Origin of the sequence: Delftia deserti, assembly GCF_042653485.1 — a bacterium.
Classification (GTDB): Bacteria; Pseudomonadota; Gammaproteobacteria; order Burkholderiales; family Burkholderiaceae_C; genus Comamonas; species Comamonas acidovorans.
Window position 1 is genome coordinate 379,069 of record NZ_JBHSIH010000001.1, and the last position, 26,565, is coordinate 405,633.

General features: G+C 67.4%; 23 protein-coding genes. 17 read left to right on the plus strand and 6 right to left on the minus strand.

Features of this window, described 5'->3' with window-relative positions:
- Nucleotides 1-18 precede the first annotated feature (18 nt).
- The 3 genes from dusA to rsxB all read left to right on the plus strand — a co-directional run bounded on the left by dusA (nucleotide 19) and on the right by rsxB (nucleotide 3,314).
- On the plus strand, nucleotides 19-1,029 hold the full coding sequence (gene dusA / locus ACFPFG_RS01840) for a tRNA dihydrouridine(20/20a) synthase DusA (RefSeq protein ID WP_183017948.1): 1,011 nt from the start codon (nucleotides 19-21) through the stop codon (nucleotides 1,027-1,029).
- A gap of 168 nt (nucleotides 1,030-1,197) precedes the next feature.
- Nucleotides 1,198-2,571 (plus strand): polyhydroxyalkanoate depolymerase, encoded by a 1,374-nt coding sequence (locus ACFPFG_RS01845; protein ID WP_183017947.1) that lies wholly within the window; start codon nucleotides 1,198-1,200, stop codon nucleotides 2,569-2,571.
- A 23-nt stretch (nucleotides 2,572-2,594) separates the two neighbouring features.
- Complete coding sequence (rsxB, locus tag ACFPFG_RS01850; RefSeq protein ID WP_197956341.1) at nucleotides 2,595-3,314, plus strand: electron transport complex subunit RsxB; 720 nt, start codon at nucleotides 2,595-2,597, stop codon at nucleotides 3,312-3,314.
- A 64-nt stretch (nucleotides 3,315-3,378) separates the two neighbouring features.
- On the opposite strand, the gene ACFPFG_RS01855 is transcribed toward rsxB, so the two are convergent.
- Nucleotides 3,379-4,755 (minus strand): methyl-accepting chemotaxis protein, encoded by a 1,377-nt coding sequence (locus ACFPFG_RS01855; RefSeq protein WP_380104668.1) that lies wholly within the window; start codon nucleotides 4,753-4,755, stop codon nucleotides 3,379-3,381.
- A 351-nt stretch (nucleotides 4,756-5,106) separates the two neighbouring features.
- Here ACFPFG_RS01855 and dapC point away from each other — a divergent pair, with 351 nt between their 5' ends.
- The 11 genes from dapC to ACFPFG_RS01910 all read left to right on the plus strand — a co-directional run bounded on the left by dapC (nucleotide 5,107) and on the right by ACFPFG_RS01910 (nucleotide 18,222).
- On the plus strand, nucleotides 5,107-6,312 hold the full coding sequence (gene dapC / locus ACFPFG_RS01860; protein ID WP_183017944.1) for a succinyldiaminopimelate transaminase: 1,206 nt from the start codon (nucleotides 5,107-5,109) through the stop codon (nucleotides 6,310-6,312).
- 51 nt (nucleotides 6,313-6,363) lie between these two features.
- Complete coding sequence (gene dapD / locus ACFPFG_RS01865; RefSeq protein WP_380104671.1) at nucleotides 6,364-7,188, plus strand: 2,3,4,5-tetrahydropyridine-2,6-dicarboxylate N-succinyltransferase; 825 nt, start codon at nucleotides 6,364-6,366, stop codon at nucleotides 7,186-7,188.
- A gap of 180 nt (nucleotides 7,189-7,368) precedes the next feature.
- Nucleotides 7,369-8,538, plus strand: coding sequence for a PilT/PilU family type 4a pilus ATPase (locus ACFPFG_RS01870; RefSeq protein ID WP_183018162.1), 1,170 nt, complete (start codon nucleotides 7,369-7,371; stop codon nucleotides 8,536-8,538).
- Nucleotides 8,539-8,624: 86 nt separating this feature from the next.
- The gene (gene dapE, locus ACFPFG_RS01875) at nucleotides 8,625-9,785 is read left to right on the plus strand and encodes a succinyl-diaminopimelate desuccinylase (protein ID WP_312376362.1); all 1,161 of its coding nucleotides are present in this window, start codon (nucleotides 8,625-8,627) and stop codon (nucleotides 9,783-9,785) included.
- Between the two features lie 20 nt (nucleotides 9,786-9,805).
- Entirely contained in the window at nucleotides 9,806-10,783 is a 978-nt protein-coding gene (prmB, locus tag ACFPFG_RS01880; RefSeq protein ID WP_183017941.1) for a 50S ribosomal protein L3 N(5)-glutamine methyltransferase, read from the plus strand.
- 1 nt (nucleotide 10,784) lies between these two features.
- A complete protein-coding gene (locus tag ACFPFG_RS01885) occupies nucleotides 10,785-11,783 on the plus strand; it encodes a LysR family transcriptional regulator (protein ID WP_380104674.1) in 999 nt (332 codons plus the stop codon).
- A gap of 175 nt (nucleotides 11,784-11,958) precedes the next feature.
- Nucleotides 11,959-13,563 carry an AMP-binding protein gene (locus ACFPFG_RS01890; protein WP_380104676.1) on the plus strand — a complete coding sequence of 535 codons (1,605 nt, stop codon included), beginning with the start codon at nucleotides 11,959-11,961 and terminating at the stop codon, nucleotides 13,561-13,563.
- Between the two features lies 1 nt (nucleotide 13,564).
- Nucleotides 13,565-14,788, plus strand: a complete 1,224-nt coding sequence (locus tag ACFPFG_RS01895; protein WP_071955718.1) for an acyl-CoA dehydrogenase family protein — start codon at nucleotides 13,565-13,567, stop codon at nucleotides 14,786-14,788.
- Nucleotides 14,789-14,829: 41 nt separating this feature from the next.
- Entirely contained in the window at nucleotides 14,830-15,849 is a 1,020-nt protein-coding gene (locus tag ACFPFG_RS01900; protein ID WP_183017938.1) for a tripartite tricarboxylate transporter substrate binding protein, read from the plus strand.
- A gap of 94 nt (nucleotides 15,850-15,943) precedes the next feature.
- Nucleotides 15,944-18,007 carry an ABC-F family ATP-binding cassette domain-containing protein gene (locus ACFPFG_RS01905; RefSeq protein ID WP_380104679.1) on the plus strand — a complete coding sequence of 688 codons (2,064 nt, stop codon included), beginning with the start codon at nucleotides 15,944-15,946 and terminating at the stop codon, nucleotides 18,005-18,007.
- A 29-nt stretch (nucleotides 18,008-18,036) separates the two neighbouring features.
- Entirely contained in the window at nucleotides 18,037-18,222 is a 186-nt protein-coding gene (locus tag ACFPFG_RS01910) for an isoaspartyl peptidase/L-asparaginase (protein ID WP_380110217.1), read from the plus strand.
- A gap of 718 nt (nucleotides 18,223-18,940) precedes the next feature.
- On the opposite strand, the gene phbB is transcribed toward ACFPFG_RS01910, so the two are convergent.
- From phbB to ACFPFG_RS01925, 3 genes are all read right to left on the minus strand, one after another.
- The gene (gene phbB, locus ACFPFG_RS01915) at nucleotides 18,941-19,678 is read right to left on the minus strand and encodes an acetoacetyl-CoA reductase (protein ID WP_183017936.1); all 738 of its coding nucleotides are present in this window, start codon (nucleotides 19,676-19,678) and stop codon (nucleotides 18,941-18,943) included.
- 212 nt (nucleotides 19,679-19,890) lie between these two features.
- Complete coding sequence (locus tag ACFPFG_RS01920; RefSeq protein WP_013802555.1) at nucleotides 19,891-21,072, minus strand: acetyl-CoA C-acetyltransferase; 1,182 nt, start codon at nucleotides 21,070-21,072, stop codon at nucleotides 19,891-19,893.
- 123 nt (nucleotides 21,073-21,195) lie between these two features.
- Nucleotides 21,196-23,088 carry a PHA/PHB synthase family protein gene (locus ACFPFG_RS01925; RefSeq protein ID WP_183017935.1) on the minus strand — a complete coding sequence of 631 codons (1,893 nt, stop codon included), beginning with the start codon at nucleotides 23,086-23,088 and terminating at the stop codon, nucleotides 21,196-21,198.
- Nucleotides 23,089-23,229: 141 nt separating this feature from the next.
- On the opposite strand from ACFPFG_RS01925, the gene ACFPFG_RS01930 reads away from it, so the two are divergent.
- Nucleotides 23,230-23,565, plus strand: coding sequence for a hypothetical protein (locus ACFPFG_RS01930; RefSeq protein WP_374621973.1), 336 nt, complete (start codon nucleotides 23,230-23,232; stop codon nucleotides 23,563-23,565).
- Here the strand turns inward: ACFPFG_RS01930 and pgeF are convergent.
- Complete coding sequence (gene pgeF, locus ACFPFG_RS01935; RefSeq protein WP_374621510.1) at nucleotides 23,485-24,342, minus strand: peptidoglycan editing factor PgeF; 858 nt, start codon at nucleotides 24,340-24,342, stop codon at nucleotides 23,485-23,487. The genes ACFPFG_RS01930 and pgeF overlap by 81 nt on opposite strands.
- Nucleotides 24,339-25,004, minus strand: coding sequence for a maleylacetoacetate isomerase (gene maiA / locus ACFPFG_RS01940; RefSeq protein WP_013802559.1), 666 nt, complete (start codon nucleotides 25,002-25,004; stop codon nucleotides 24,339-24,341). The genes pgeF and maiA overlap by 4 nt, the downstream gene beginning before the upstream one ends.
- Before the next feature lie 133 nt (nucleotides 25,005-25,137).
- On the opposite strand from maiA, the gene ACFPFG_RS01945 reads away from it, so the two are divergent.
- Nucleotides 25,138-25,833 carry a fumarylacetoacetate hydrolase family protein gene (locus ACFPFG_RS01945; protein ID WP_312376336.1) on the plus strand — a complete coding sequence of 232 codons (696 nt, stop codon included), beginning with the start codon at nucleotides 25,138-25,140 and terminating at the stop codon, nucleotides 25,831-25,833.
- A gap of 147 nt (nucleotides 25,834-25,980) precedes the next feature.
- Nucleotides 25,981-26,544 (plus strand): NUDIX hydrolase, encoded by a 564-nt coding sequence (locus ACFPFG_RS01950; RefSeq protein WP_183017932.1) that lies wholly within the window; start codon nucleotides 25,981-25,983, stop codon nucleotides 26,542-26,544.
- The last annotated feature ends 21 nt before the right edge of the window (nucleotides 26,545-26,565 follow it).

Below are 26,565 nucleotides of genomic sequence, written 5' to 3' on the forward strand. Positions count from 1 at the left end.
AAAAACCCAATCAGATCAATGACAAACGTAGAAAATCAAGCACCTGCCAGCATGTGGCGCATGTCCGTTGCGCCCATGATGGACTGGACCGACAAACATTGCCGCTACCTGCACCGGCTTCTGAGCCGCCACACCTTGCTCTACACAGAGATGGTGACGACGGGCGCGCTGCTGCATGGGGATGTGCCGCGGCATCTGCGTTTCGAGGCCGAGGAGCATCCGGTGGCGCTGCAGCTCGGTGGCAGCGAGCCTTCCGATCTGGCGCAGGCCGCGCGGCTGGGGGCGCAGTGGGGGTATGACGAGATCAACCTCAATTGCGGCTGCCCCAGCGAGCGGGTGCAGCGCGGCGCATTCGGCGCCTGCCTGATGAACGAGGCGCCGCTGGTGGCCGATTGCGTGAAGGCGATGGTCGATGTGGTGGATGTGCCCGTCACGGTGAAGCACCGCATCGGCATCGACAAGGATGAGAGCTACGGGTTCGTGCGCGATTTCGTGGGCACGGTGGCAGATGCGGGCTGCCGCGTGTTCATCGTGCATGCCCGCAATGCCTGGCTCAAGGGCCTGTCGCCCAAGGAAAACCGCGAGATCCCGCCGCTGCGCTACGAGATCGTGGCCCGGCTCAAGCAGGATTTTCCGGAACTGACCATTGCCATCAACGGCGGCATCAAGGCCGATGCCACGGTACAGGAACTGCTGCAGCAGGTCGATGGCGTGATGGTGGGCCGCGAGGCCTATCACAACCCCTGGTGGCTGGCCTCGTGGGATGCGCTGTACTACGGCGATGCGAGCGTGGAACGCACGCGCGAGTCCATCGAGGAGCAGATGGTGGCGTACATGGAGCGCGAGGCGCGCACGCACGGCACTCACTGGTACTCCATCGCGCGGCATATGTTGGGGTTGCGCAACGGGCTGGCGGGGGCGCGCCGCTGGCGCCAGGTATGGAGCAATCACCAGCTCAAGCTATTGCCGCCTTCAGAAGTGATGCGGCTTGCGCGCACCAAACCGGCCGAGGCGGCGCTTGCCGCCTAGTGCCGGGGACTGCATTGCAGGATGGCCAGGGCTGAGGCGACCGCCCACCCAGGCCTATCGGTGAAAACTATCACTTACGCGACAGCATCAGAGGGGTTTTACTACCAATTTTCTTAGCTTGCTGCTGATATATTGCACTGCAACATTTCCAAACAACCCCTTGTATCCATGCTCTATCAGCTCTACGAAATCCAGCGCGCCATGGTCGAGCCCTTTGCCGATTTCGCGCAAGCTGCAGCCAAGCTCTACAGCAACCCCCACTCGGTGCTGAGCCAAGGTCCGATGTCCCAGCGCATGGCCGCCGGGTTCGATCTGTTCTACCGCCTTGGCAAGGATTACGAGAAGCCCGAATTCAACCTGCACAGTGTGGATGTGGGCGGCGTTGACGTGACCATCCGCGAGCGCGTCGAAGTGGACAAGCCGTTTTGCGAGCTGCGCCGCTTCAAGCGCTTCTCCGACGACACCGACACGCTGCAGACCATGCTGAGCCAGCCCGTGGTGCTGATCGTGGCACCGCTGTCGGGCCACTACGCCACGCTGCTGCGCGATACGGTGCAAAGCATGCTGGGCGGCCACAAGGTCTACATCACCGACTGGAAGAACGCCCGCCTGGTGCCTCTGGCCGATGGCGAGTTCCACCTCGACGACTACGTGAACTATGTGCAGGAGTTCATCCGCTACCTGCAGGGCAAGTACGGCCAGTGCCACGTGGTCAGCGTCTGCCAGCCCACGGTGCCGGTGCTGGCTGCCGTGTCGCTGATGGCCAGCCGCGGCGAGACACCCCCGCTGTCCATGACCATGATGGGCGGCCCCATCGACGCGCGCCGCTCGCCGACCTCGGTGAACAACCTGGCGCAGAACCGCAGCTTCGAGTGGTTCGAGAACAACGTGATCTACCGCGTGCCCGAAGGCTATCCAGGCGTGGGACGCCGTGTGTACCCCGGCTTCCTGCAGTACTCGGGCTTCGTGGCCATGAACCCGGACCGCCACGCCAAGAGCCACTACGACTACTTCAAGGACCTGATCAAGGGTGACGACGCCAGCGCCGAGCACCACCGCAAGTTCTATGACGAGTACAACGCCGTGCTCGACATGGACGCCGACTACTACCTCGAGACCATCGCCACGGTGTTCCAGGACTACAAGCTGGTCCATGGCACCTGGGAAGTGCGTTCGCCCGAAGGCCAGGCCGAGCTGGTGCGCCCGCAGGACATCAAGGGCAGCGCCCTGCTGACCGTGGAAGGCGAGCTGGACGACATCTCCGGCTCGGGCCAGACGCGCGCAGCGCACGATCTGTGCACGGGCATCGCAGCCGAGCAGCGCAAGCACCTTGAAGTGCCGGGTGCGGGCCACTACGGGATTTTCAGCGGGCGCCGCTGGAGAGAGATCGTCTACCCGCAGGTGCGCGAGTTCATCAGTGCCCACCAGCCCGAAAGCGCCACGGCCGCCAGCGCGGCCGGTCACGCCAGCAGCCTGAGCGATGACGGGCCCTCGGCCGCCGAGCAGCCGCGCAAGCGCGGTGCCAAGGTGCAGGCAGGCTGAGCACCGAGCAAACCCGGCACGCCATGTCCGCCTTCGCAATCCTTGCCCGCGACGATCTGGCAGCACGCATAGACGCGGCGCTGCCGCAGACGCAGTGCACGCGTTGCGGCTACCCCGACTGCGCCAGCTATGCCCGGGCCGTGGCCTCGGGCGAGGCCGGCATCAACCAGTGCCCCCCGGGCGGCGCTGCGGGAGTGGAGCGGCTGGCTGCACTGACGGGCCGGCCCGCTGTTCCCCTGAGCGCCGAGCACGGCACGGAAGCCCCGCGCACCGTGGCCGTGATCGACGAGGCCTGGTGCATAGGTTGCACCCTGTGCATCAAGGCCTGCCCCACGGACGCCATCCTGGGCGCAAACAAGTTCATGCACACGGTGATCGCCGCCCACTGCACGGGCTGCGAGCTGTGCATTCCGGTTTGTCCCGTGGACTGCATCGAACTGCACAATGCCAGCGGACCGGCCACAGGCTGGTCTGCCTGGAGCCCGCAGCAGGCCGAGCACGCGCGCCAGCGCTATGTGCTGCGCCGCGAGCGTGAACTGGAGCGCGAGCGTCTGGGTGCAAGCCGGGCGCAGGTGCCTCATGCATCGGCACGGCAGGACGCCGCCGCCGACAATGCCAGCCCTTCCACACCCTGCCCCGCGCCACCCGTGGCCGACAACAGCAAGCAGGCCACCATCGCCGCCATCATGGCCCGCGCACGAGCCCAGCGCGCGGGCGGCGACGCATTGCCCAATACGCACTGAACAGTGTGCGTGCCAAGGCAGGCGAGCCACCTGTCGCATTTGCCCCCTGTGGGCCTGCGCAGGCCTACGCAGCCAGCGCCAGGCTTTTGTAAACGCCGCAGCCCCAGTACAGCCCGCCATGCTTGCAGACGAAGGACATCTTGGTCTGTACCTGTTGCGTGGCGGGGTTTCTGAAGTCGTACTCCACCCAGCCTGGGCCGCGCTCGGCCTGGGCGATGATGTCGCTCAGCAATTGCTCACCCCGCACGCCTGGCAGCTCCTGCACGCGCACGCCCACGCGCGCAGGGTTGCCGCCAAAGGCGCGGTAGCTGCCGTCGGCGGCCAGGGCGAACACATACATGTCACGGTCATGGAAGGGCTGGCCGGGGTCGTTCACGGCGGCCAGCAGTGCTTCGGTGGCCACGCCACGCCGCGCCAGGCCCAGGGCGGATTCGACCAGCGCCACGGCCTCTTCTGCCGTACCCTGCTGCAGCCGAAAGCGCGACACCGCCCCCGACAGCATCTGCGCACGCTGCTGCAGCGCGCGCGCCTGGTCCAGCGCGTGGCCCACCATCTGCGCGTTGTGCTGGGTGATCTCGTCGATCTGGTGCACGGCGCGGCTGATCTCGGCCAAGCCCGTGCTCTGGCTGCCGGTCGATTGCGAGAGCTCGCCCATGTGCTCGGCCACCTGGCGGATGCCTTCGGTCACGCGCTCCATGCCGCGCCCGGCCGTGCGGATCAACTCGGTGCTGTGCTCCACCTGGGTCAGCGCATCGCCGATCAGGTGGCGAATCTCGCGCGCCGCCTCGGCCGAGCGGCCGGCCAGGGAGCGCACCTCGCTGGCCACCACGGCAAAGCCCCGGCCCTGCTCGCCAGCCCGTGCAGCCTCCACTGCGGCGTTGAGCGCGAGGATATTGGTCTGGAAGGCAATGCCGTCGATCACGCCGATGATCTCCCGCATGCGTCCGGCGCTGCTTTCGATGGTCTCCACCGACTCCACGGCGCGGCCCATGGCCACCACGCCTTCATCGGCGGCGCCGCGCACGGCGCTGGCCTGGTGGTGGACCACGCCCACCACATCGGCGTTGTGCTGCACGGCGCTGCTCAACTGCTCCACGCTGACCACGGTCTGGGCCAGATTGGTGGCCTGCAGCTCGGTGCGGTCGGACAGCGCCTGGTGCTCGTTCACCAATTGCTGCCCGGCCTGCGCCACCAGGGCCGCGTTGCTGCGCACATCGGCCACCATGCCCGACAGCGAGGTGACCATGCCTCCCAGCAGTGCCTTGGGCGTCTGGACGGCGCCAGCGCCCTCCTGCGAGGCGGCCGCCTCCACGGTCACGCGCTGGCTCAGGTCGCCCTGGGCGATGCCCTGCATGGCCTGCTGCAGCAATTCGCGCTCGCCGATCACCCGCGACCAGAGCCTGTGCATGCCGCCCAGCAGCAGCCCGGCCCACAGCAGCACGCCCCCCCCAAACCCAGGGGCCCATGCCCGCCGAACCGGCCACCAGCGCCAGCGGCGGCCCGGCCAATGCCCACACCGCGCATACAAGGAAGCCGGCCCCGGGGCCGGATGTATGCTTACGATGCCTGTTTCCCACTTTTTCCATGCCAGCGCCTGCCTGCATAGCTGATTGCCTCTCTAGTCATTGGTATCTGGAATTCACCGTTCGCGAGGCCCCGCCACACGAGATGGCATGGCCCCAGTCGAGACCATGCCAGAATAGGTAACAGAATGCAAAAAAGCCAGCGTGCAGACCCGCAGTCCCCTGTGACAACGGCATGCCGAAAGCGCATCAATCCATAATGCGAGCCCATGAATCCCCTGCTCTCCCGACTCCAGCCCTACCCGTTTGAGCGTCTTCGCAAACTGTTCGCCGGGGTCCAGCCACCGGCGGGTGTGCGCCCCATCAGCCTTGGCATCGGAGAGCCCCGCCATGCCACGCCGGCGTTCATCGAACAGGCATTGAGCGCCGATCTCGGCGGCCTGGCCAAGTACCCGGCCACGGCCGGCGAGCCCGCGCTGCGCGAGGCCTGCGCCCAATGGGCTCGCCAGCGCTACGGCATTGCCCTGGACGCCGCCACCCAGGTGCTGCCAGTCAACGGCTCGCGCGAGGCACTGTTTGCCTTCACCCAGGTGGTGGTGGATGCCAGCCAGGACGGCGCGCGCGTGATCTGCCCCAACCCGTTCTATCAAATCTACGAAGGCGCCACCCTGCTGGCCGGCGCCCAGCCGTACTACGCGCCCAGCGACGCTGCGCGCAACTTTGCGGTGGACTGGGACAGCGTGCCCGCCGACGTGTGGGAAAGGACCCAGCTGATCTTCGTGTGCTCGCCCGGCAACCCCACGGGCGCGGTGATGCCGCTGGCCGAGTGGGAAAAGCTGTTTGCCCTGTCCGACCGCTACGGCTTCGTGATTGCCAGCGACGAGTGCTACAGCGAGATCTACTTCGACGGCACGCCCCCCCTGGGCGGACTGGAGGCCGCACAGCGCCTGGGCCGCACGGACTACAAGAACCTGTTGATGTTCACCAGCCTGTCCAAGCGCAGCAATGTGCCGGGCCTGCGCAGCGGTTTCGTGGCGGGCGATGCGGCCCTGATCAAGGCCTTCCTGCTGTACCGCACCTACCACGGCGGTGCCATGAGCCCCGTGGTGCAGACGGCCAGCATGGCGGCCTGGGCCGACGAGGCCCATGTCGAGGAAAACCGCCGCCTGTACCGCGAGAAGTTCAACCAGGTCACGCCCGTGCTGGCACGCGTGATGGATGTGCGCCTGCCCGATGCAAGCTTCTACCTCTGGGCCGGCATTCCCGAATCGCTGGGCCTGGACGACGCCGACTTTGCCCGCGAGCTGTATGCCGCCACCGGCGTGACCGTGCTGCCCGGCAGCTACCTGGCGCGCGAGGCCAATGGCCGCAACCCCGGCGCCGGGCGCGTGCGCATGGCCCTGGTGGCCGAGACCGCCGAATGCCTGGAAGCGGCCCAGCGCATTGCACAGTTCATAGAATCGCGCCAGCGCTGAGACAGCCCTGCGCTCCCCTTTCCTCACAAACCCTTTGATCACCAAAGCCATATGACGCAACAGCTGCAATCCATCATCGACACCGCATGGGACAACCGTGCCAGCCTCTCCCCCGCTGCCGCTCCCAAGGAAGTGACCGAGGCCGTGGACCACGTGATCGATGCCCTGAACAACGGCCAGCTGCGCGTGGCCACGCGCGAAGGCGTGGGCCAGTGGACCGTGCACCAGTGGATCAAGAAGGCCGTGCTGCTGTCCTTCCGTCTCAAGGACAACGTGCTGATGCAATCCGGCGACCTGAACTTCTTCGACAAGGTGCCCACCAAGTTCGCCGGCATGACCGAGGCCGAGATCGCCGCCACCGGCGTGCGCGTGGTGCCTCCGGCCGTGGCCCGCCGCGGCAGCTTCGTCGCCAAGGGCGCGATCCTGATGCCTTCCTACGTGAACATCGGCGCCTATGTGGACGAAGGCACCATGGTCGACACCTGGGCCACCGTGGGCTCCTGCGCCCAGGTCGGCAAGAACGTGCACCTGTCCGGCGGCGTGGGCCTGGGCGGCGTGCTGGAGCCGCTGCAGGCCAACCCGACCATCATCGAGGACAACTGCTTCATCGGCGCGCGCTCCGAGATCGTCGAAGGCGTGATCGTGGAAGAGAACTCCGTGATCTCCATGGGCGTGTACATCGGCCAGTCCACCCCCATCTATGACCGTGCGACCGGCGAGACCAGCTATGGCCGCGTGCCTGCCGGCTCGGTGGTGGTGTCGGGCAACCTGCCCAAGGACAACGGCCGCTACAGCATGTACGCAGCCATCATCGTCAAGAAGGTCGATGCCAAGACCCGCTCCACCACGAGCCTGAACGACCTGCTGCGCGATTGACCCGCATCCGCACCGCGCCAAAGGCGTGGTTGCGGCGCCCAAACATCCCCTGTTCAGGGGATGGAGCAAGGCATACTCTCGAGGGCGTCCCCGGCCACCAGGCAGCGGACGCCCGTTTCACGTCACAAGAGCGTGCAAACGATCCAAGAACAGCGGCAGTACACGAATCTGGGGGAAAACATGGGCACGATGGAGAGGATTTTGCGCCTGATGGGCGAGAAGCAGGCGTCCGACGTCTACCTGGCGGTCAACGCGCCGGCGCTGATCAAGATCAACGGCGAATGCGTGCCCATCAACAACCAGCTGCTGCCGCCCGACGCGCCGCGCAGCCTGCTGGCCGAGATCGTGCCGGCCGAGCGCCTGCAGGAGCTGGACGAAACGGGCGAGCTCAACATGGGCGTGCCGCTGCGCGGCGTGGGGCGTTTTCGCGTCAGCGCCATGCACCAGCGCGGCAGCTGCGCCGTGGTGATCCGCTTCATCGCCCAGCACATTCCGGCCATGGACACGCTGAACCTGCCGCCCGTGCTGGGCGAGCTGATCATGCAAAAGCGCGGCCTGCTGCTGGTCGTGGGCTCAACGGGTTCGGGCAAGAGCACGACGCTGGCCTCGATGATCGATGCGCGCAACGAAAGGCTCACGGGCCACATCCTCACCATCGAGGACCCCATCGAATACCAGTTCCGCAACAAGCGCTCCATCGTCAACCAGCGCGAAGTGGGCTCGGACACGGCATCGCTGCAGATCGCGCTCAAGAACGCGCTGCGCCAGGCGCCCGACGTGATCCTGATCGGCGAAATCCGCGACCGCGAGACCATGTCCTCGGCCATGGGCTTTGCGCAGTCGGGCCACCTGTGCCTGGCCACGCTGCACGCCAACAACAGCTACCACGCGCTCAACCGCATCCTGTCCTTCTTCCCCGAGGAAATCCGCCCCACCATGCTGGGTGAGCTGTCGGCCGCGCTCAAGGGCGTGATCTCCCAGCGCCTGGTGCGCACCGTGGACGGCGGCCGCATGCCGGCCGTCGAGGTCATGCTCAACACCAAGCTGATCGCCGACCTTATCGAGCGCGGCAACTTCTCGGGCGTCAAGGAGGCCATGGAAAAATCCATGGCCGAAGGCTCGCAGACCTTTGAAGAGGCGCTGGCGCAGCTGGTCCGCTCCGGCCGCATCGACCGCGCCGAAGCCCTGGCCTTCGCCGATTCGCCCACCAACCTGATGTGGCGGCTGGAAAACGACGTGGTCAAGGCCAGCCATGCCGCGCCATCCAGCCAGTTCGCCGAACTGGCCACGCCCGGCGAGGACGACATGCCCTCGTTCACGGAAATCATGCTGGAAGTCAAGCCGAACTGATCGGCTGGCCCCGCAGCGTTCACAATGTCGGAGCACGCTGGCGGTAGCCGGCCCTCCGACTTTTTTGTTTTTTGATCCCACCCACCATGTCCCGCACCCTGCAACTGACCGAGCAGCTGATCAGCCTGCCCTCCGTCACTCCCGAAGACGCCGGCTGCCTTGAACTCCTGGCCGATGCCCTGCAGCCCATGGGCTTTGCCTGCGAGCGCATCGACAGCGGCCCCGACAGCTTTCGCGTGCGCAACCTCTGGGCCCGGCGCTCCGGGACAGGCGCCGACCGGCCCGTACTGGTCTTTGCCGGCCATACCGACGTGGTGCCCACCGGCCCGCTGGAGCAGTGGAGCAGCCCGCCCTTCGTGCCCACGCACCGCGACGGCAAGCTGTACGGCCGCGGCGCCAGCGACATGAAGACCTCCATCGCCGCCTTCGTCGTGGCGCTGGAGGAGTTCCTGGCCGAGACACCGGCCCCCTCCTTCGACATCGCCCTGCTGCTGACCAGCGACGAGGAAGGCCCTTCGGTGGACGGCACCAGGGTCGTGGTCGAGCTGCTGCGCGAGCGCGGCGAGCGCCTGGACTGGTGCATCGTGGGCGAGCCCACCTCGGTGGAGCGCACGGGCGACATGATCAAGAACGGCCGCCGGGGCACCATGAGCGGGCGCCTCACGGTCAAGGGCATCCAGGGCCACATCGCCTACCCGCAGCTGGCGCGCAACCCCATCCACCAGGCCCTGCCGGCCCTGGCCGAACTGGCCGCCACGCGCTGGGACGAGGGCAATGCCTTCTTCCCGCCCACCAGCTGGCAGATCAGCAACATGCATGGCGGCACGGGCGCATCCAACGTCATCCCCGGCCATGTGACCATCGACTTCAACTTCCGCTTCTGCACCGAGTCCACGGCCGAGTCGCTGCAGCAGCGCGTGCAGGCGGTGCTGGACCGCCACGGGCTGGAGTACGAGCTGGCCTGGACCATTGGCGGCCAGCCCTTCCTGACCACGCCGGGCACGCTGGTGAATGCCGTGCAGGCCGCCATCCGCACCGAGACCGGTCTGGAGACCGAGCTGTCCACCACGGGCGGCACCAGCGACGGCCGCTTCATCGCCCAGATCTGCAGCCAGGTCGTGGAAGTGGGCCCGCCCAACGCCAGCATCCACAAGATCGACGAGCACATCGTGGTGGCCGACATCGAGCCCATCAAGAACATTTACCGCCGCACGCTCCAGGAGCTGCAGCGACAGCAGGCCGTCTGAACGCGACCAAGGAGCCGACGATGACATCCGCCCCCACCCCTGCCAATACTCCCGCCATCTCGGGCAGTACCATCGCCGACCTCGTGGCCTCGGGCGCCGCAGCGCTCACGGCGGCCGGCGTGGCCTTCGGCCACGGCACGGCCACGGCCGAAGACGAAGCGGCCTGGCTCACGCTGTGGAAGCTGGGCCTGCCGCTGGACAGCGAACTGGCGCCCGGCGCGCCCGAATCCCTGGCCGACCAGGCCGTCAGCGCCCAGCAGCAGGCCGAAGTGGCCGAGCTGTTCGCAGAGCGCATCCGCACGCGCAAGCCCGCCGCCTACCTCACGCGCGAGGCCTGGCTGCAGGGCGTGCCCTTCTACGTGGACGAGCGCGCCATCGTGCCGCGCAGCTTCATCGCCGAGCTGCTGGCCGACGGCAGCATCGACGGCTGGCTGTCCGACCGCACGCGCCGCGTGCTGGACCTGTGCACGGGCAACGGCAGCCTGGCCTGCCTGGCGGCCATGGCCTGGCCCGAGGTGGAGGTCACGGGCGCCGACATCTCGGCCGACGCGCTGGCCGTGGCACGCATCAACGTGGACCGCCATGAACTCGCCGAGCGCGTGCAGCTGCTGGAAAGCGACGGACTGGCCGCCTTGCCCGGCCCCTGGGACCTGGTGCTGTGCAACCCGCCCTATGTGAACGCCGACAGCATGTCGCGCCTGCCCGCCGAATACCAGGCCGAGCCCGAACTGGCGCTGGCCGGCGGTGCCGACGGCATGGACTTCATCCGCCGCCTGCTGCTGGACCTGCCGTCGCGCCTGGCCAAGGAAGGCGTGGTCGTGCTGGAAATCGGCAATGAAAAGGACTTCTTCGAAGCCGCCTTCCCCGACCTGCCCGTGTTCTGGCTGGACACCAGCTCGGGCGACGAGCAGGTGCTGCTGATCACCCAGGAGGCACTGCGCGCCTGGACCGAAGGCGACATCGAGGCCCTGCGCCCCACCTACCGCCCCCTGGGCTGAGATGGACCTGCGGGCGCTGCGCTACTTCATCGCGGTGCTGGAGGCGGGCAGCCTCTCGCGCGCCGCGCACTCGCTGTACGTGGCCCAGCCTGCGCTCACGGCGCAGATCAAGAAGCTGGAAGGCGAGCTGGGCGCCCAGTTGCTGGAGCGCAGCCACGCCGGCGTGACCCCCACGCCGGCCGGCGCCCAGCTGTACGAGGACGCACGCCGCCTGCTGTCCGACGCCGATGCCATGCGCGAGCGCATACAGCGCCTGCCGCAGGGCCCCGAAGGCTCGGTCACCCTCGCCCTGCCCTTTTTGCTGACCAGCCTGCTGGCCGGCCCCGTGATCGCCAGCCTGCGCAACAGCCACCCGCGCATACGCATCTTCGTGCTCGACGACCTCAGCCTCATGGTGCAAAAGGCCATGCTGGACCGGCGTGCCGACCTGGCCATCCTCGTGGACACGGCCAGCCTGCACGACATGCAGGTGCAGCCCATGGCCGAGGAATCCATCTACGTCTGCGGCCAGGATGTCGATGGCAGCGTGGCCCCGCTGCTGCGCCCCGCGCCGGACGGCGGCCTGCCGCGCATGGACTTTGCCCACGCCTGCCAGCTGCCGCTGGTGCTGCAGTCGCGCCGCTTTTCCATCCGCCAGACCGTGGAGGCCGCGGCCGACGCACGGGATCTGCGGCTGAACATCGTCCACGAACACGATTCGGCCCGCGTCATCCGCTCGCTCTACCACTGCGGCGCGGGCTTCACCTTCACGCCCGCCTGCTCGCTGAGCGAGGCGCCCATCTGGCTGCGGGCCGGCGCCCAGGCTGCGCCCGGCAGCATCCAGCCCGGCTGGATCGTGGCCCAGGTCACGGCGCCCGAACTGCTGCGCCGCTACTTCCTGGCCGTGCAGGCCAACCGCAGCAGCGACCCGGCGCTGCAGGTGGTCCAGCAGGCGCTGATGGCACAGGCCCGGCAACTGATCACGGCCGGCATCTGGCAGGCACGCTGGCAGCAGGCATGACGGCATGACCGCAGGGGTCTGGGCACGGGCCATCAGCAAATACCGCAAGGGTTGATCTGGACATCAATTTTTCTGATGCGCCTGAATCACTAAACGGTATTTCCCCGCTCCAGGCCTCTTCTGGAACAGTGCATGGCACGCCGCGCAAAACGCGCGGCTTCAGCCAAGGAATGCCATGCACGAGACATCCCGGCCCACCGCAGGCCACCCCCATTCACCCCCCCACTCCCTTCCCATCCCCAATGTCGGCGAACTGGTCGCGCGCAGTTGCAAGGCCTACGGCGCGCAGCCGGCCGTGACCAGCGCCGCGCGCAGCATCAGCTATGCCGAGCTGGAGCAGCGCTCCAACCGGCTGGCCAATGCGCTGACGGCGCTGGGCCTGGCCCGTGGCGACCGCGTGGGCATCTACCTGCCCAACTGCGTGGAAATCGTCGAGATCGAGATCGCCTGCTACAAGGCCGGGCTCATCAAGGCGCCCTTCAACGCACGCCTTTCGCCGCGCGAGGTGGGCGATATCGCGGCCAACAGCGATGCCGCCGTCATCGTGACCACCGCAGCGCGCGCCGAGGCCTTCAAGCCGCACCTGCAGTCCGCCGATGTGCGCCTGCTGCTGCTGGACGGCCCCGCCGGCGAAAGCTACGAGGCCCTGCTCGCCCGCGCCAGCGACCGCTTCCAGCCCGTGGTCGTGCACGAGCACGAGGTGGCCGTGCTGCACTACACCTCGGGTTCTTCGGGCGTGCTCAAGGCCGCCATGCAGACCTTCGGCAACCGCCTGGCCCAGTTGCGCAAATTCCTGATGCGCGGCGAGGGCATGCAGACCGGCCATGTGCTGGGCCTGGTGGGGCCGGTCACGCACGCCTCGGGCATGCAGATGGTGCCGGCGCTGTGCACGGGCGCCACCATCCACCTGTTCTCGGGCTTCGAGCCGGGCGCCTTCATGGCCGAGATGCAGGCGCGGCGCGTGACCCACACCTTCATGGTGCCCACCATGATCAACATGCTGCTGGCCGAGATCGGCGGCCGCTACCGCCCCCTGCCCGACCTGCTGCGCCTGGGCTACGGCGCAGCGCCCATGGCGCCGGCGCGCATCCTGCAGGCCATGGACGTGTTCGGCCCCATCCTGTCCCAGGGCTACGGCGCGGGCGAGACCACCTCGGGCGTCTGCGGCCTGAGCGTGCAGGACCACCTGCAGGCGCGCGCATCGCGGCCCGAGCGACTGGCATCCTGCGGACGGCCCTTCCTGGAATCCCTGGTCGAGGTGCTGGACGACGAGGGCCGCCCGGTGCCCGAGGGCGAGATCGGCGAGATCGTGGTCAGCGGCGCCGACATCTTCGCGGGCTACTGGCGCGCGCCGGAGCTGACGGCCGAGGTGCTCAGGAACGGCCGCTACCACACGGGCGACCTGGCGCGCATGGACGAGCAGGGCTTTGTCTACATCGTGGACCGCAAGAAGGACATGGTCATCAGCGGCGGCTTCAACGTCTATCCGTCCGAGGTGGAGTCCGTGCTCTACGAACATGCCTCGGTGGCCGATGCCTGCGTGTTCGCCATCCCCGACGACAAATGGGGCGAGGCCGTGGCCGCCCACATCGTGCTCAAGCCCGGCCTGGCCGGCGACAGCGCCGCGCTGGACCGCTTTTGCGCGGAGCGCCTGGGCGGCTTCAAGCGCCCGCGCCACATCGAATTCGTGCAGCAGCTGCCCAAGAACCCCAACGGCAAGGTCATGCGCCGCGCCGTGCAGGCGCCCTACTGGGCCAACCACGCCCGCAAGGTGAACTGAGATGAACGCCAAAGACACTCTCCCCGCCGCCAACGCTGCCCTGCTGGAAATGCCTTTTGAAGGCTCCGAGCGCGCAGCCGGCCTGATCGACGCGCTCAACGCATTCATCCACGGCGAACTGGCCGACCTCGCCCGCGCGCATGGCGTGGACCATGAAAACAGCGCCTCCACCGAACTGCTGCGCCAGGTCTGGAAGCTGTCGCATGCGCGCGGCTTCTACGGCATGACCCTGCCCGAGGCCATGGGCGGTGCCGGCCTGTCCGTGCTCGACCAGGTGCTGGTCAAGGAGGCCATCTACGCCACGGGCTCACCCTTCGCGCCCCATGTGCTGGGCGAACTCAGCGGCCCGCCGCGCATAGGCGCCTTGATCCGCAAGGCCACGCCGCTGCAGATGGAGCAGTTCATCCTGCCCGTGGCGCGCGCAGAGAAATCCATCTGCTTTGCGCTGACCGAGGCAGCGGCCGGCTCGGACGCGGGCGCGCTGGAGACTCGCGCCGTGCTGGAGGGCGACCACTACGTGCTCCACGGCCGCAAGCGCTTCATCTCGGGCTCGCCGTTCGCCGACTTGGCCGTGCTCATGGCTTCGACCGCGCCCGAGGGCAGCCCGCAGCGCGAGATCAGCGCCTTCTTCGTGGACCTGCATGCCCCGGGCGTGCAGGTGGTCAGCGGCTACAAGACCATGGCCGGGCAATCGAGCACGGGGGACATCGTGCTCGACGGCTGCCGCGTGCCCGCCGCCCAGTTGATCGGCGAGCCGGGCCGGGGCCTGGCCCTGGCGCTGGGCCGCATCACCGTCAACCGCCTGCTGCACTGTCCGGCCATGCTGGGCCTGGCCCAGGTGGCGCTGCGCGATGCGCGCGACTATGCGCTGGGGCGCCAGCAATTCGGCCGCAGCATTGCCCAGTTCCAGTCCATACAGCACATGCTGGCCGACATGGCCACCGAATGGATGGCGGCGCGCGCACTGATGGTGCAGACGGCCCGCGCCATCGACGCCGGCATCGATGCGCGCGCCCAGGCCTCGATGAGCAAGCTGTTCTGTTCGGAGACGGCGTTCCGCATTGCCGACCGCGCCGTGCAGATCCATGGCGGCGAAGGCATCGTCCAGGGCCGGCGCGTGGAATTCCTGTTCCGCATGCTGCGCATGTACCGCGTGCTCACGGGCACCAGCGAGATACAGCGCAACACCATCGCCAAGGAACTGCTGGAGCGGGCCGGCGCCTGAGGCTGGCCGGCATGAAAGCGAAAAGACAAGGAGACAACGCCATGCAAGACAATCCATCCCAAAGGCCGGACCGACGCCGATTCCTGCGCGCTGCGGGCGCCGCATCGCTTGCCGCAGGCCTGCCCTGGGCTGCCACAGCCGCCACAGCCACCGCGCACGACAGCGCCTGGCCCACGCGCCCCATCAAATGGGTGGTGCCCTACCTGGCCGGCACCAGCCCCGACACGGCCGCGCGCATCGTGGCCGAGGCGCTGTCGGCCCAGCTGGGCCAGCCCGTGGTGATAGACAACCGCGCCGGCGCGGGCGGCAACATCGGCGCACGCCAGGTGGCCAAGGCGCCGGCGGACGGCTACACCCTGCTGTACTCGGGCTCGCCCATGGCCGCCGCCATGCGCATGTACAAAAGCCCGGGCTACGACGTGTTCAAGGACTTCCGCCATGTGCTGGGCATGTCGCGCTCGGACATCCTGGTCGTCGTGCATGCCGACTCTGGCATGCGCACGCTGGACGACCTGGCCGCACGCGCCAAGGCCAGGCCCGGCGCGCTGGACTATGCCTCGGGCGGCGTGGGCACGCCATCGCACCTGGGCGTGGAAATGCTGGCCTCCAGCATGGGCCTGCAGGTCAACCATGTGCCCTACAAGGGCGCCTCGGAACTGGTCAATGCCGTGCTGGGCCAGCAGGTGGCCTTCGGCGCCCCGCTGTTTTCCGTAGCCTATCCCCAGGTGCTGGCCGGCAAACTGGTGCCACTGGCCATTGCCGGGCCGCAGCGCAATGCCAAGCTGCCCCAGGTGCAGACCCTGGCCGAGCTGGGTGTGCCCAACGTCAACCTCACGTCCTGGGGCGGCGTGTCCGTGCCGGCCGCCACGCCCGAGCCCATCGTCCAGCGGCTGCGCACGGCGCTGGAGGAGGTGCTCAGGCAGCCCAGGGTCATCGCCTTGCTGGAGCAGGAAGGCGGCAAGGTCGCCATCACCAGCGCCGACGCCTATGCCAAGGGCTTCGAGCGCGAGATCCAGTTCACCCAGTCCATGATGCAGCGCGTGGGCATACAGCCGATCTAGGGCCCGGCACCAGGGCTTTGCACCGTGGCCGGGCACGGGCATGGCGGGCGGCAATCCTGCCCTGGCGCAATCGCTGGGATAATCCTGCCCATTCATGATCAGCCTTCGCAACATTACCCTGCGCCGCGGCACCCGCGTGCTGCTGGACAGCACCTCCGTCTCCATCAACCCCGGTGAAAAAGTCGGCCTTGTCGGACGCAATGGCGCCGGCAAGTCCAGCCTGTTCGCCCTGCTCAACGGCAGCCTGGCCGAGGACGGTGGAGAGTTCTCCATTCCTTCGCAGTGGCGCCTGGGCCAGGTCGCGCAGAACATGCCCGAGACCTCGGAGACGGCCACCCAGTTCGTGCTGGACGGCGACACCCGCCTGAGCGAGCTCAATGCCCAGCTCGCGGCCGCCGAGGCCAGCGAGGACGGCATGGCCATCGCCCATGCCCACGTGGACCTGGCCGATGCCGGTGCGCACGATGCCGTGCCGCGCGCCCAGGCCCTGATCCTGGGCCTGGGCTTCAAGGTCTCCGAGCTGGAGCACCCCGTCAACAGCTTCTCCGGCGGCTGGCGCATGCGCCTGCAGCTGGCGCGCGCGCTGATGTGCCCCTCCGACCTGCTGCTGCTGGACGAACCCACCAACCACTTGGACCTGGACGCCCTGGTCTGGCTGGAAGCTTGGCTCAAGCGCTACCCCGGCACCCTGGTCGTGATCAGTCATGACCGCGAATTCCTGGACGCCATCACCAACACCACGCTGCACATCGAAAACGCGCAGGTCACGCGCTATGGCGGCAACTACAGCAAGTTCGAGGAACTGCGCGCCCAGCAGATCCTGCTGCAGCAGGCCTCGTTCGAGCGCCAGCAGGACAAGATCGCCCACCTGCAAAAATTCATCGACCGCTTCAAGGCCAAGGCCTCCAAGGCCAAGCAGGCGCAAAGCCGCGTCAAGCAGATCGAGCGCATGGAAAAGGTCGCACCCATGCTGGCCAGCGCCGATTTCACCTTCGAGTTCAAGCCGCCGGCCAACCTGCCCAACCCCATGCTGGCGATCACGGACGCCGCATTCGGCTACCGGGACGACGAAGGCCAGGCGACCACCATCCTGCGCGGCGTCAACCGCTCGGTGCTGGCGGGCCAGCGCATCGGCATCCTGGGCGCCAACGGCCAGGGCAAGTCCACCCTGGTCAAGACCATTGCGCGCGAGATGAAGGCCCTGGCCGGCACCGTGACCGAAGGCAAGGGCCTGAACATCGGCTACTTCGCACAGCAGGAACTGGATGTGCTGCGCCCCGGCGAGAACCCGATGGAGCACATGATCCGCCTGGCACGGGACACCGGCGCCACCGGCCCGCAGGCCCGCGAGCAGGACCTGCGCAGCTACCTGGGTACGTTCAACTTCAGCGGCGACATGGTCAAGCAGGCCGTGGGCAGCATGAGCGGCGGCGAAAAGGCCCGCCTGGTGCTGGCCATGATCGTCTGGCAGCGCCCCAACCTGCTGCTGCTGGACGAGCCCACCAACCACCTGGACCTGGCCACGCGCGAGGCCCTGGCCATGGCGATCAACGACTTCGACGGCACCGTCATGCTGGTCAGCCACGACCGCGCGCTGCTGCGCTCGGTCTGCGAGGACTTCTGGCTGGTCGGCCGTGGCGTGGTCGGCCCCTTCGACGGCGACCTGGACGACTACCAGCGCTACCTGCTGGAAGAATCCCGCCGCCTGCGTGAGGAAGCCCGCAAGGCAGAACAGGCGGCTGCTGCCACCAGCAAGGCGGCAGCGCAGGTGGATCCCGCAGCACATGCAGCACCTGCAGCGCAGGCCCCCGTGGCTGCTGCGCTGGCCCCGGCTCCCGCTGCCCCGTCCATGCCGCCTGCCGCCAGTGCCGGAGACCAGCGCGAGCAACGGCGCCTGGCCGCCCTGGCCCGCCAGCAGATGGCCGAGAAGACCCGGCCGTTCAAGAAGGAACTGGAACAGCTGGACAAGCGCCTGCCCCAGCTGCAGGCCGAGCGCACGCGGCTCGAAGGCCTGCTGAGCCAGCCCATCTCGCCCGCCGACATGGCCGAGACGGGCCGCAGCCTCAAGGCCTGCAACGACGAGATCGACAGCCTGGAGGAGCGCTGGCTGGAACTCAGCGAGCAGATCGAGCAGTTGTCGGCCGCGATTTCCGACTGATTCCAGGCGTTGCCGAAAAGCACGCCTACCTGGAGCAAAGCCGGGAACTCGCAGCCCACGCCACAGTGCAGGACACCCTGGCCCACATCGGCGGCCAGGGCGGCGTGGTGGCCGTGGACAGGCAGGGACGCGTGCACTGCCCCTTCAACAGCGCCGGCATGTACCGCGGCTGCATCGTGGACGATGCGCCTGCCTTGCCCCTGATCTTTGCCTGATCGGCATTTCGCCCCGGGTTGACCTGCGCCCATGTGTTGCGGGCAACGAGGCGTAACAGCCTCGTCCCCGGCTCGTCGCGCCCGCAAGCCTCTGTCAGGAAACGGATTTTTCCCCAACACGCCAGAAATCTGTCTTCAAACTGACAGATCATCACCTCCAGGCTTGCAATTGCTTGCGTCCTGGGGCAATCCCTGAGTCAACCCGCAGCCACTCGCCCGCGTTGAACACGCAACAAAGGAGTGATTGCACATGACCGACATCTTTTCCCACACCGCCCTGCAGACCCGCTTTGCAGCCGCTGCGCTGGCCCAAGCTGTCTGGCCATGGGATGACCGTGACCGCAAGCGCGGCCCCCGCAAGGCCTGAAAACCGGGTCACGAAAAAGTTTCGACTTCCTTCGAAAATTTTTTGAAAACCTGTCAACCAGCTGAATCCGGCCCGCGTTAAGAGAGCAATACAGGAGAAAGTTTTCATGCAAACGACTGCCATCATGTCCATCTGGCCCGAAGACGAACGCGATCGCAAGCGCTGAGGCGCTGGCTGGCGCACACGGTGCCCCAGCCCCTGACACCACCGGTCTGACGGTCTTCCGTGCAGACCCCCTCTTCCACAAAACCCGCTTCGGTGGGTTTTGTCATTTCCGGGCCCCCCTGCAATAGGGGGTTCTCAACGAAAAAGGGGCCCGAAGGCCCCTTTCCTGCGTGAACCCTTGCAGGCTCAGTGCATGTGCAGACCACCGTTGACCGAGAAATCGGCGCCGGTGGAATAGCCGCCTTCTTCCGAAGCCAGCCAGGCGATGATCGAGGCGATCTCGCTGGGCTCGCCCAGGCGCTTGACGGGGATGGTGCCCACGATCTTCTCCAGCACGTCGGGACGGATGGCCTTGACCATGTCGGTGCCGATGTAGCCGGGGCTGACGGTGTTCACGGTCACGCCCTTGGTAGCCATCTCCTGCGCCAGCGCCATGGTGAAGCCGTGCATGCCCGCCTTGGCGGCCGAGTAATTGGTCTGCCCTGCCTGGCCCTTGGCACCATTGACCGAGCTGATGTTGATGATGCGGCCCCAGCCCTTTTCCACCATGTCGCCCACGACCTGCTTGGTCACGTTGAACATGGAGTTGAGGTTGGTCTCGATGACGGCCTGCCAGTCTTCCGGCGTCATCTTGATGAACATGCGGTCACGCGTGATGCCGGCGTTGTTGACCAGCACATCGATGTTGCCGTGCTCGGCCTTGGTCTTGTTGAAGGCCTCGACGGTGGAAGCCCAGTCGCCCACATTGCCGACCGATGCATGGAAGGTGTAGCCCAACGCCTTTTGTTCGTCCAGCCACTTCTGGAAGTCGCGCGACGGACCGCAACCTGCGATGACCTTGAAGCCTTCCTTGTGCAGACGCTGGCAGATAGCCGTTCCGATGCCTCCCATTCCCCCTGTGACATACGCTACTTTTTGAGCCATTCTTCTCTCCTGTCAATCAATGGTTGCTTCAGATCAATCTATCCACGACAACCGGGACATTGACTCCGGTTATCACCAAGGGTGCCTGAACCTCTGGGCCCGGCATCCCCGTATGGCTAGTATGCAGCGCGTGCGCTGCGCCTCTCTTCGGGCAGGCCCTAGGCAGACCTAGGATCTACCCTGAAAGCTTGCTAACGTTTTCCCGGAGCCTTTCAGACGCGCTCCACCGCCATGGCCACGCCCATGCCGCCGCCGATGCACAGGCCGGCCAGGCCCTTCTTGGCGCCGCTGCGCTGCATCTCGTGCAGCAGGGTCACCAGGATGCGGGCGCCCGATGCGCCGATGGGGTGGCCGATGGCAATGGCGCCGCCGTTGACGTTGACCTTGGCCGGGTCGATGCCCAACTCCTGGTTCACCGCACAGGCCTGGGCCGCGAAGGCTTCGTTCAGCTCGAACAGGTCCACGTCCTGCGCGGTCCAGCCCGCACGCTCCAGCGCCTTGCGCGAGGCGAACACCGGGCCCAGGCCCATGGTGGCGGGGTCCAGGCCGCTGGTGGCGTAGGAGACGATGCGCGCCAGCGGCGTCAGGCCCAGGGCCTTGGCCTTGGAGGCGCTCATCACCACCACGGCGGCCGCGCCGTCGTTCAGGCCCGAGGCGTTGCCGGCCGTCACCGAGCCGGCCTTGTCGAAGGCCGGGCGCAGGCCTGCCAGGGCGTCGGCATTGGTCTTGCGGTTGATGTACTCGTCGGCAGCGAACACCACGGGATCGCCCTTGCGCTGGGGAATGCTGACGGGAACGATTTCGTCCACGAACTTGCCTGCGTCCTGTGCGGCCGTGGCCTTTTGCTGGCTGGCCAGGGCCAGGGCATCCTGCTGCTCGCGGCTGACGCTCTTTTCCTTGGCCACGTTCTCGGCCGTGATGCCCATGTGGTACTGGTTGTAGACGTCCCACAGGCCGTCCACGATCATGGTGTCGGCCATCTTCCAGTCGCCCATGCGCTGGCCGTCGCGCGAGCCCGGCAGCACGTGGGGCGACAGGCTCATGTTCTCCTGGCCGCCGGCCACGACGATCTCGCTGTCGCCCGTGGCCACGGCCTGGGCTGCCAGCATCACGGCCTTCAGGCCCGAGCCGCAGACGGCGTTGATGGTGAGGGCCGGGGTTTCCTTGGCAACGCCGGCCTTCATCATGGCCTGGCGTGCGGGGTTCTGGCCTGCGCCAGCGGCCAGCACCTGGCCCATGATGACTTCACCGACCTGGTCGGTGCCGACCTTGGCACGGTTCAGTGCCTCGCGGATCACGATGGAGCCCAGTTCGGTGGCGGGGATCTTGGCAAGGGTGCCGCCAAACTTGCCAACGGCAGTACGGACAGCGGAAACGATGACGATGTCTTCCATGATGACGGACCTTTCTTTGGACTCTTGAAGGGATGCCTGGGCGCACGCGGCCGCAGTCGCGGCAGCGGCACCCTGCATTCAAGCCACAGCGTTATTGCACTGCAGCATCGAAACGATTGTGCCTCAGGCCTTGACCAGTACGTAGCGGCCCGGGGCCGGCTCGATGGCCGTGTATTCCCTGCCCTTGCCGTACTGCTTTGGCGCCGCGACCAGCTTGCCGCCGTGCTCGGCCAGCCAGGGGCTCCAGTCGGCCCACCAGCTGCCCGGGTACTCGTCGGCGCCGGCCTGCCACTCCTTGAGCGTGGCGGGCAGCTGGCCGTCCTCGCGCAGCCAGTAGCTGCGCTTTTTCTTGGCCGGCGGATTGATCACGCCCGCGATGTGGCCCGACGCGCCCATCACAAAACGCTTGTCGCCGCCCAGCACCTGGGTGGACGCATAGGAGCCGCCCACGGGCACGATGTGGTCCTCGCGCGAGCCGTAGATATAGGCCGGCAGGCGCAGCTGGTGCATGTCGATGCGCTCGCCGCAGACGGTCAGCGCGCCGGGCTGGGCCAGCCTGTTTTCCAGGTAGAGGTTGCGCAGGTACCAGGCGTAGTAGGGGCCGGGCAGGTTGGTTGAGTCGCTGTTCCAGTACAGCAGGTCGAACGGCGGGGGCGTCTCGCCCTTGAGGTAGTTGCCCACCACGTAGTTCCAGACCAGGTCGTTGGGCCGCAGAAAGCTGAAGGTGGACGCCAGGTCCTGGCCCTTCATGAGGCCGCCCTCGCCCATTTGCATCTCACGGAAGCGCACCACGGATTCGTCGATGAAGACATCGAGGATGCCGGTGTCGCTGAAGTCGATGAAGGTGGTCAGCAGCGTGACGCTGGCCACGGGAAACGGCACGCCGGCCGGCGCCGTGGCGCGGGCTGTGGATGTGCGGGTGGCGCTGCGGCTGCCAGCCGCGCGCTTGGCCGCAGGCGCCTTGGCCGCCGGAGCAGCAGCTGCGCCATGCTCGCGGTCGTGGCGTGCCTGCAGCACCGCCAGCGCGGTGGACAGCATGGTGCCGCCCACGCAAAAGCCCAGCACATTGATCTGCTCGGCTCCCGCGATCTCGCGCGCCACGCGGATGCCGGTGAGCACGCCGTCCTCGATGTAGTTGTCCCAGGTCTTGCGCGCCAGGCTTTCGTCGGGGTTGCGCCAGCTCATCACGAAGGTGCGATGGCCCTGGCTGACGGCGTAGCGGATCAGCGAGTTGTCGGGCTGCAGGTCCAGGATGTAGAACTTGTTGATGCAGGGCGGCACCATGAGGAAGGGCCGCTCGTGCACCTTGTCCGTCAGCGGCTTGTATTCGATGAGCTGGAACAGCTCGTTCTCGAACACCACGGCGCCTTCGGTGGTGGCGACGTTCTTGCCCACGGTGAACAGGCTCTCGTCGGTCATGGACACATGGCCCTGGCGCATGTCGGCCAGCAGGTTGGCCACGCCCTGGGCCAGGCTCTCGCCCTGGGTTTCGATGGCTTTCTTCTGGGCCTCGGCATTGAGTGCCAGGAAGTTGCTGGGCGCCATGGCCGCCAGCCATTGCTCGATGGCGAAGCGCACGCGGTTGCGCGTCTTGTCATCGGCCTGCACGGCATCGGCCAGGCCCATGAGCATGCGGCTGTTGAGCAGATAGGTGGCGGCCGTGGCCGCCGTCAGCGGGTTGCCGGCCCACGATTCGGTGTTGAAGCGCTTGTCCTTGGCCAGCAGCGCCTGGGCGCCGCCCTGTTCGGCCATGGCCTTGGCGCCATCCAGGTACTGGCGCTGCAGCTCCAGCAGCTTTTCGGGGTCCAGCGACAGCGCGTTCTCGGGCAGGGCGCCGGGTTCGGGGACGGCCGCTTTCCAGGCCTGGGCCATGTCCGGCATGCCTGGCATGCCCTGGATTCCCGGAAGGCCTGGTTGCCCCATCTGCTGCAGTGTCTGCAGCGTGCGGCTCCATTGCTCGTTCCAGAATTGCTGGACGGATTGGCCTGACAGGCCAGCGAGTGGGTCAAAATTCATGCTGCATCCTTGTTCGTGGATGCCATGCAATAGCCTGGGGCTTGCGGGGCATCCGTTTTGATTGTGACCCAGGCGAGCCCCGCCTTGCCCGGCACAGACCTCCACGAAAACCCGTGCCCCGCTCGTTTTTTTGGTTCGACCATGTATCTCGTTGTTATCGCCTGGCTGTATGTCACTCTGATGATGGCAGTGGCCGAGGCCGCCAGCCCCACGGGCAGCATACTCGGCGCCGTGATCACGTTCGCACTCTACGGACTGCTGCCGCTGTCGATCGTGATCTACATCATGGGCACGCCCGCGCGCAAGCGAAAACGCCATGCACGCGAATTGGCCGAGCGCGAGGCCTGGCTCGCGCAGCAGCAGGCCTCGCAAAACGGCCCCGGCACGCAGGCGCGCTCAGTCCTTCCAGATGCAGGCGGCGAACCGCCCGCTGCTGCCCAGGCGGGCGGCGTCGCGCCGGTGCGAAAAGAACCGTGAGCCGTTGAGCACCGTGCACCATGCGTCGCCGCCGTCATTGCCGTAGATGGCGGTGATGCCCAGCGCCGCCAGGCGCTGGCGCGCAAGCCCGGCCAGGTTGGCCAGGTACTTGGGTGCGCCCCCGCCCTCTTGCGCCACGGCGGTGAAATGCGCCCCGGCCGCCGCGTCATGCGCGATGAAGGCCGCGCGCACCTCGGCTCCCACTTCGAAGGAGCGCGGACCGATGCAGGGTCCCAGCCAGGCCAGGGTCTGCTGCGCCGCTTGTCCGGGCGGTGTCTGGATCTGGCCTGCAAAGCGCTCGAACAGCGTCTCCAGCACCCCGCCCGCCAGCCCTCGCCAGCCCGCATGGGCCGCGCCCACCACGGCACCGCTGCGATGGGCCAGCAGCACGGGCAGGCAGTCGGCCACCATGATGGTGCAGACCACGCCCGAGGCGCTGGTCACGCAGGCATCGAAGGCCTGGCCCTGCGCGCTGCCTGCATCCAGGGCCACGACATCCCCGCCATGCACCTGCTGCAGGAACACCGCGCAGGCGCCCGGCGTATGGGCACGCACGATCTCCTGCAGCCGCTGGCGGTTGGTGCGCACGGCCTGCGGGTCATCGCCCACATGGTCGCCCAGGTTCAGGCTGCCCCAGGGCGCCGTGCTGACGCCGCCTTCGCGCGAGGTGCACAGCGCGTGCACGCCGGGCGGCGCGGGCCACTCGGGCACCAGCCAGGATGCGGGGATGGTGCCGGGGAGGTTGCCGGGGATGGAGTCAGGCCGGGCCGCGCTCATTCCGCGTCGGGGCAGGCCGAGGGATGGGCCTTCTGGAAGGCCGGCAGCGCCTCGCAGCGATCGACGATGGCCGCCAGGCGTGGCAGGCCGTCCAGGCTCACGTTGAAGCGGCGGCCGTTGAAGATCTGCGGCACCAGGCAGCAGTCGGCCAGCGTGGGCGTGTCGCCCCAGCAAAACAGCGAAGGCGCCAGGCCGGCGGCCTCGCGCTCGGCGGCCAGCAGGTCCAGCTGGCGCTCGAAGGCTTCCAGGCCGGAGCGCACCCAATGCACGTACCAGCCGCTCTTGGCCTCGTCGGAGACACCCAGGTTGCGCACCAGGTACTTGAGCACGCGCAGGTTGTTCAGGGGATGGATCTCGCAGGCCACCATCTGGGCCAGCGCGCGCACATGGGCACGGCCCAGGGCGTCGCGCGGCAGCAGCGGTATTTCGGCATGGGTCTCATCGAGATATTCGATGATGGCCATGGACTGGGTCAGCCAGTGGCCGTCCTCGGTTTCCAGCGCCGGCACCAGCGCATCGCCGACATGCTGGGCATAGGCCGGTGCCCTGTGGTCGCCGCGCAGCAGGTGCACGGGTACGGATTCATAGTCCAGGCCCTTGATCTGCAGCGCAATGCGCACGCGGTAGGAGGCCGACGAGCGGAAGTAGGTGTGGAGCTTCATAGACCGCAAAGCATACCGTGCGGCCCGGGGTCTGTTCCGGCTCATCCGGCCATCGCATTGCCCCGCTGCGGGGCCACAGGCATGGCACACTTGCGACGGCGCCCACGAGACAAGGCGCCAGAGGAACACCGACATGAGCTACGTTTTCAACCCGCCCGCCGTGGCCAGCGTACCCGTCCTGGGCCGCCCCGAGCGCTTTCCCGTGCACCGCATCTACTGCGTGGGCCGCAACTACGAAGAGCACGCCAAGGAGATGGGCTTCACAGGCCGCGAGCCGCCCTTCTTCTTCCTCAAGCCTGCCGACGCCATCGTGCCCGTCGAGGCCGGCACCACGGGCACCATGCCCTACCCCACGCTGACCGCCAACCTGCACCACGAGATCGAGCTCGTCGTGGCCATCGGCAAGGCGGGCAAGAATATCAAGGCCGCCGACGCGCTGGACTACATCTGGGGCTACGCCGTGGGCCTGGACATGACGCGCCGCGACCTTCAGAACGACATGAAGAAGCAGGGCCGCCCCTGGTGCATAGGCAAGGCCTTCGAGCATGCCGCGCCCATCGGCCCCATCACCCCGGCAGCCGAGGCCGGCGACATCGCCAAGGCCACGATCTCGCTGCAGGTCAATGGCGCCGACCGCCAGCGCAGCGATATCGGCAAGCTGATCTGGAACATTGCCGAGACCATCGAGCACCTGTCGGCCGCCTGGGAACTGCAGCCCGGCGACCTGATCATGACGGGTACGCCCGAAGGCGTGGCCGCCGTGGTGCGCGGTGACCTGCTGGAAGGCCGCATCGATGGCCTGAGCCCCTTGAGCGTCAAGATCGCCTGAGATCCCTCTGCCTGGCGACAGGCCGGCAAGGCAGCGGGGAGCGCGTTCCCCGGCCTGCCGGCCTTCGTTTTTCTGAACCCACAGTCCGCTGCACGGAAAGCCTTCCTGCCTTCCGTCTGGCGGCGCTTTCACTTCCATGGTGTCGGCATGATTTTTCGCAGCCCCATCAAGTTCTGCCGAGCCTGCGGCACGGCCGTGGTCTACCGCATTCCCGACGATGGCGACACGCGCGAACGCGCCGTGTGCCCGCACTGCCACACCATCCATTACGAGAATCCGCTGAACGTGGTCGGCACCATCCCCGTCACCGACGACGGCCGCGTGCTGCTGTGCAAGCGCAACATCGAGCCGCGCCGGGGCCTGTGGACCCTGCCCGCAGGCTTCATGGAGCTGGCCGAGACCACGGCGCGCGGCGCCCAGCGCGAGACCGATGAGGAAGCCGGTGCCGACATCGAGATGGGGCCGCTGTTTTCCATCGTTGACGTGCCCAAGGTCAGCCAGGTCCACCTGTTCTACCGCGCCCGCCTGCGCAGCGAGCAGTTCTATCCAGGCCCCGAGACCATGGAGGCCGCTCTCTTTGCCGAGGCCGAGATTCCCTGGGAGGAACTGGCCTTCCGCACCGTGCGCGTGACGCTGGAGCGCTACTTCGAGGACCGTGCGGCCGGCCTGCTTGATGCGCACCGAGTGCACTCCATCGACCTGAGCCTGTAGGTACATGCACCGCCGTCCGGC

Bases quoted from the DNA above. Each gene is read 5' to 3' on its own strand.
- dusA (WP_183017948.1), top strand. From the start codon at position 19: ATGACAAACGTAGAAAATCAAGCACCTGCCAGCATGTGGCGCATGTCC.
- ACFPFG_RS01845 (WP_183017947.1), top strand. From the start codon at position 1,198: ATGCTCTATCAGCTCTACGAAATCCAGCGCGCCATGGTCGAGCCCTTT.
- rsxB (WP_197956341.1), top strand. From the start codon at position 2,595: ATGTCCGCCTTCGCAATCCTTGCCCGCGACGATCTGGCAGCACGCATA.
- dapC (WP_183017944.1), top strand. From the start codon at position 5,107: ATGAATCCCCTGCTCTCCCGACTCCAGCCCTACCCGTTTGAGCGTCTT.
- dapD (WP_380104671.1), top strand. From the start codon at position 6,364: ATGACGCAACAGCTGCAATCCATCATCGACACCGCATGGGACAACCGT.
- ACFPFG_RS01870 (WP_183018162.1), top strand. From the start codon at position 7,369: ATGGGCACGATGGAGAGGATTTTGCGCCTGATGGGCGAGAAGCAGGCG.
- dapE (WP_312376362.1), top strand. From the start codon at position 8,625: ATGTCCCGCACCCTGCAACTGACCGAGCAGCTGATCAGCCTGCCCTCC.
- prmB (WP_183017941.1), top strand. From the start codon at position 9,806: ATGACATCCGCCCCCACCCCTGCCAATACTCCCGCCATCTCGGGCAGT.
- ACFPFG_RS01885 (WP_380104674.1), top strand. From the start codon at position 10,785: ATGGACCTGCGGGCGCTGCGCTACTTCATCGCGGTGCTGGAGGCGGGC.
- ACFPFG_RS01890 (WP_380104676.1), top strand. From the start codon at position 11,959: ATGCACGAGACATCCCGGCCCACCGCAGGCCACCCCCATTCACCCCCC.
- ACFPFG_RS01895 (WP_071955718.1), top strand. From the start codon at position 13,565: ATGAACGCCAAAGACACTCTCCCCGCCGCCAACGCTGCCCTGCTGGAA.
- ACFPFG_RS01900 (WP_183017938.1), top strand. From the start codon at position 14,830: ATGCAAGACAATCCATCCCAAAGGCCGGACCGACGCCGATTCCTGCGC.
- ACFPFG_RS01905 (WP_380104679.1), top strand. From the start codon at position 15,944: ATGATCAGCCTTCGCAACATTACCCTGCGCCGCGGCACCCGCGTGCTG.
- phbB (WP_183017936.1), bottom strand. From the start codon at position 19,678: ATGGCTCAAAAAGTAGCGTATGTCACAGGGGGAATGGGAGGCATCGGA.
- ACFPFG_RS01920 (WP_013802555.1), bottom strand. From the start codon at position 21,072: ATGGAAGACATCGTCATCGTTTCCGCTGTCCGTACTGCCGTTGGCAAG.
- ACFPFG_RS01925 (WP_183017935.1), bottom strand. From the start codon at position 23,088: ATGAATTTTGACCCACTCGCTGGCCTGTCAGGCCAATCCGTCCAGCAA.
- ACFPFG_RS01930 (WP_374621973.1), top strand. From the start codon at position 23,230: ATGTATCTCGTTGTTATCGCCTGGCTGTATGTCACTCTGATGATGGCA.
- pgeF (WP_374621510.1), bottom strand. From the start codon at position 24,342: ATGAGCGCGGCCCGGCCTGACTCCATCCCCGGCAACCTCCCCGGCACC.
- maiA (WP_013802559.1), bottom strand. From the start codon at position 25,004: ATGAAGCTCCACACCTACTTCCGCTCGTCGGCCTCCTACCGCGTGCGC.
- ACFPFG_RS01945 (WP_312376336.1), top strand. From the start codon at position 25,138: ATGAGCTACGTTTTCAACCCGCCCGCCGTGGCCAGCGTACCCGTCCTG.
- ACFPFG_RS01950 (WP_183017932.1), top strand. From the start codon at position 25,981: ATGATTTTTCGCAGCCCCATCAAGTTCTGCCGAGCCTGCGGCACGGCC.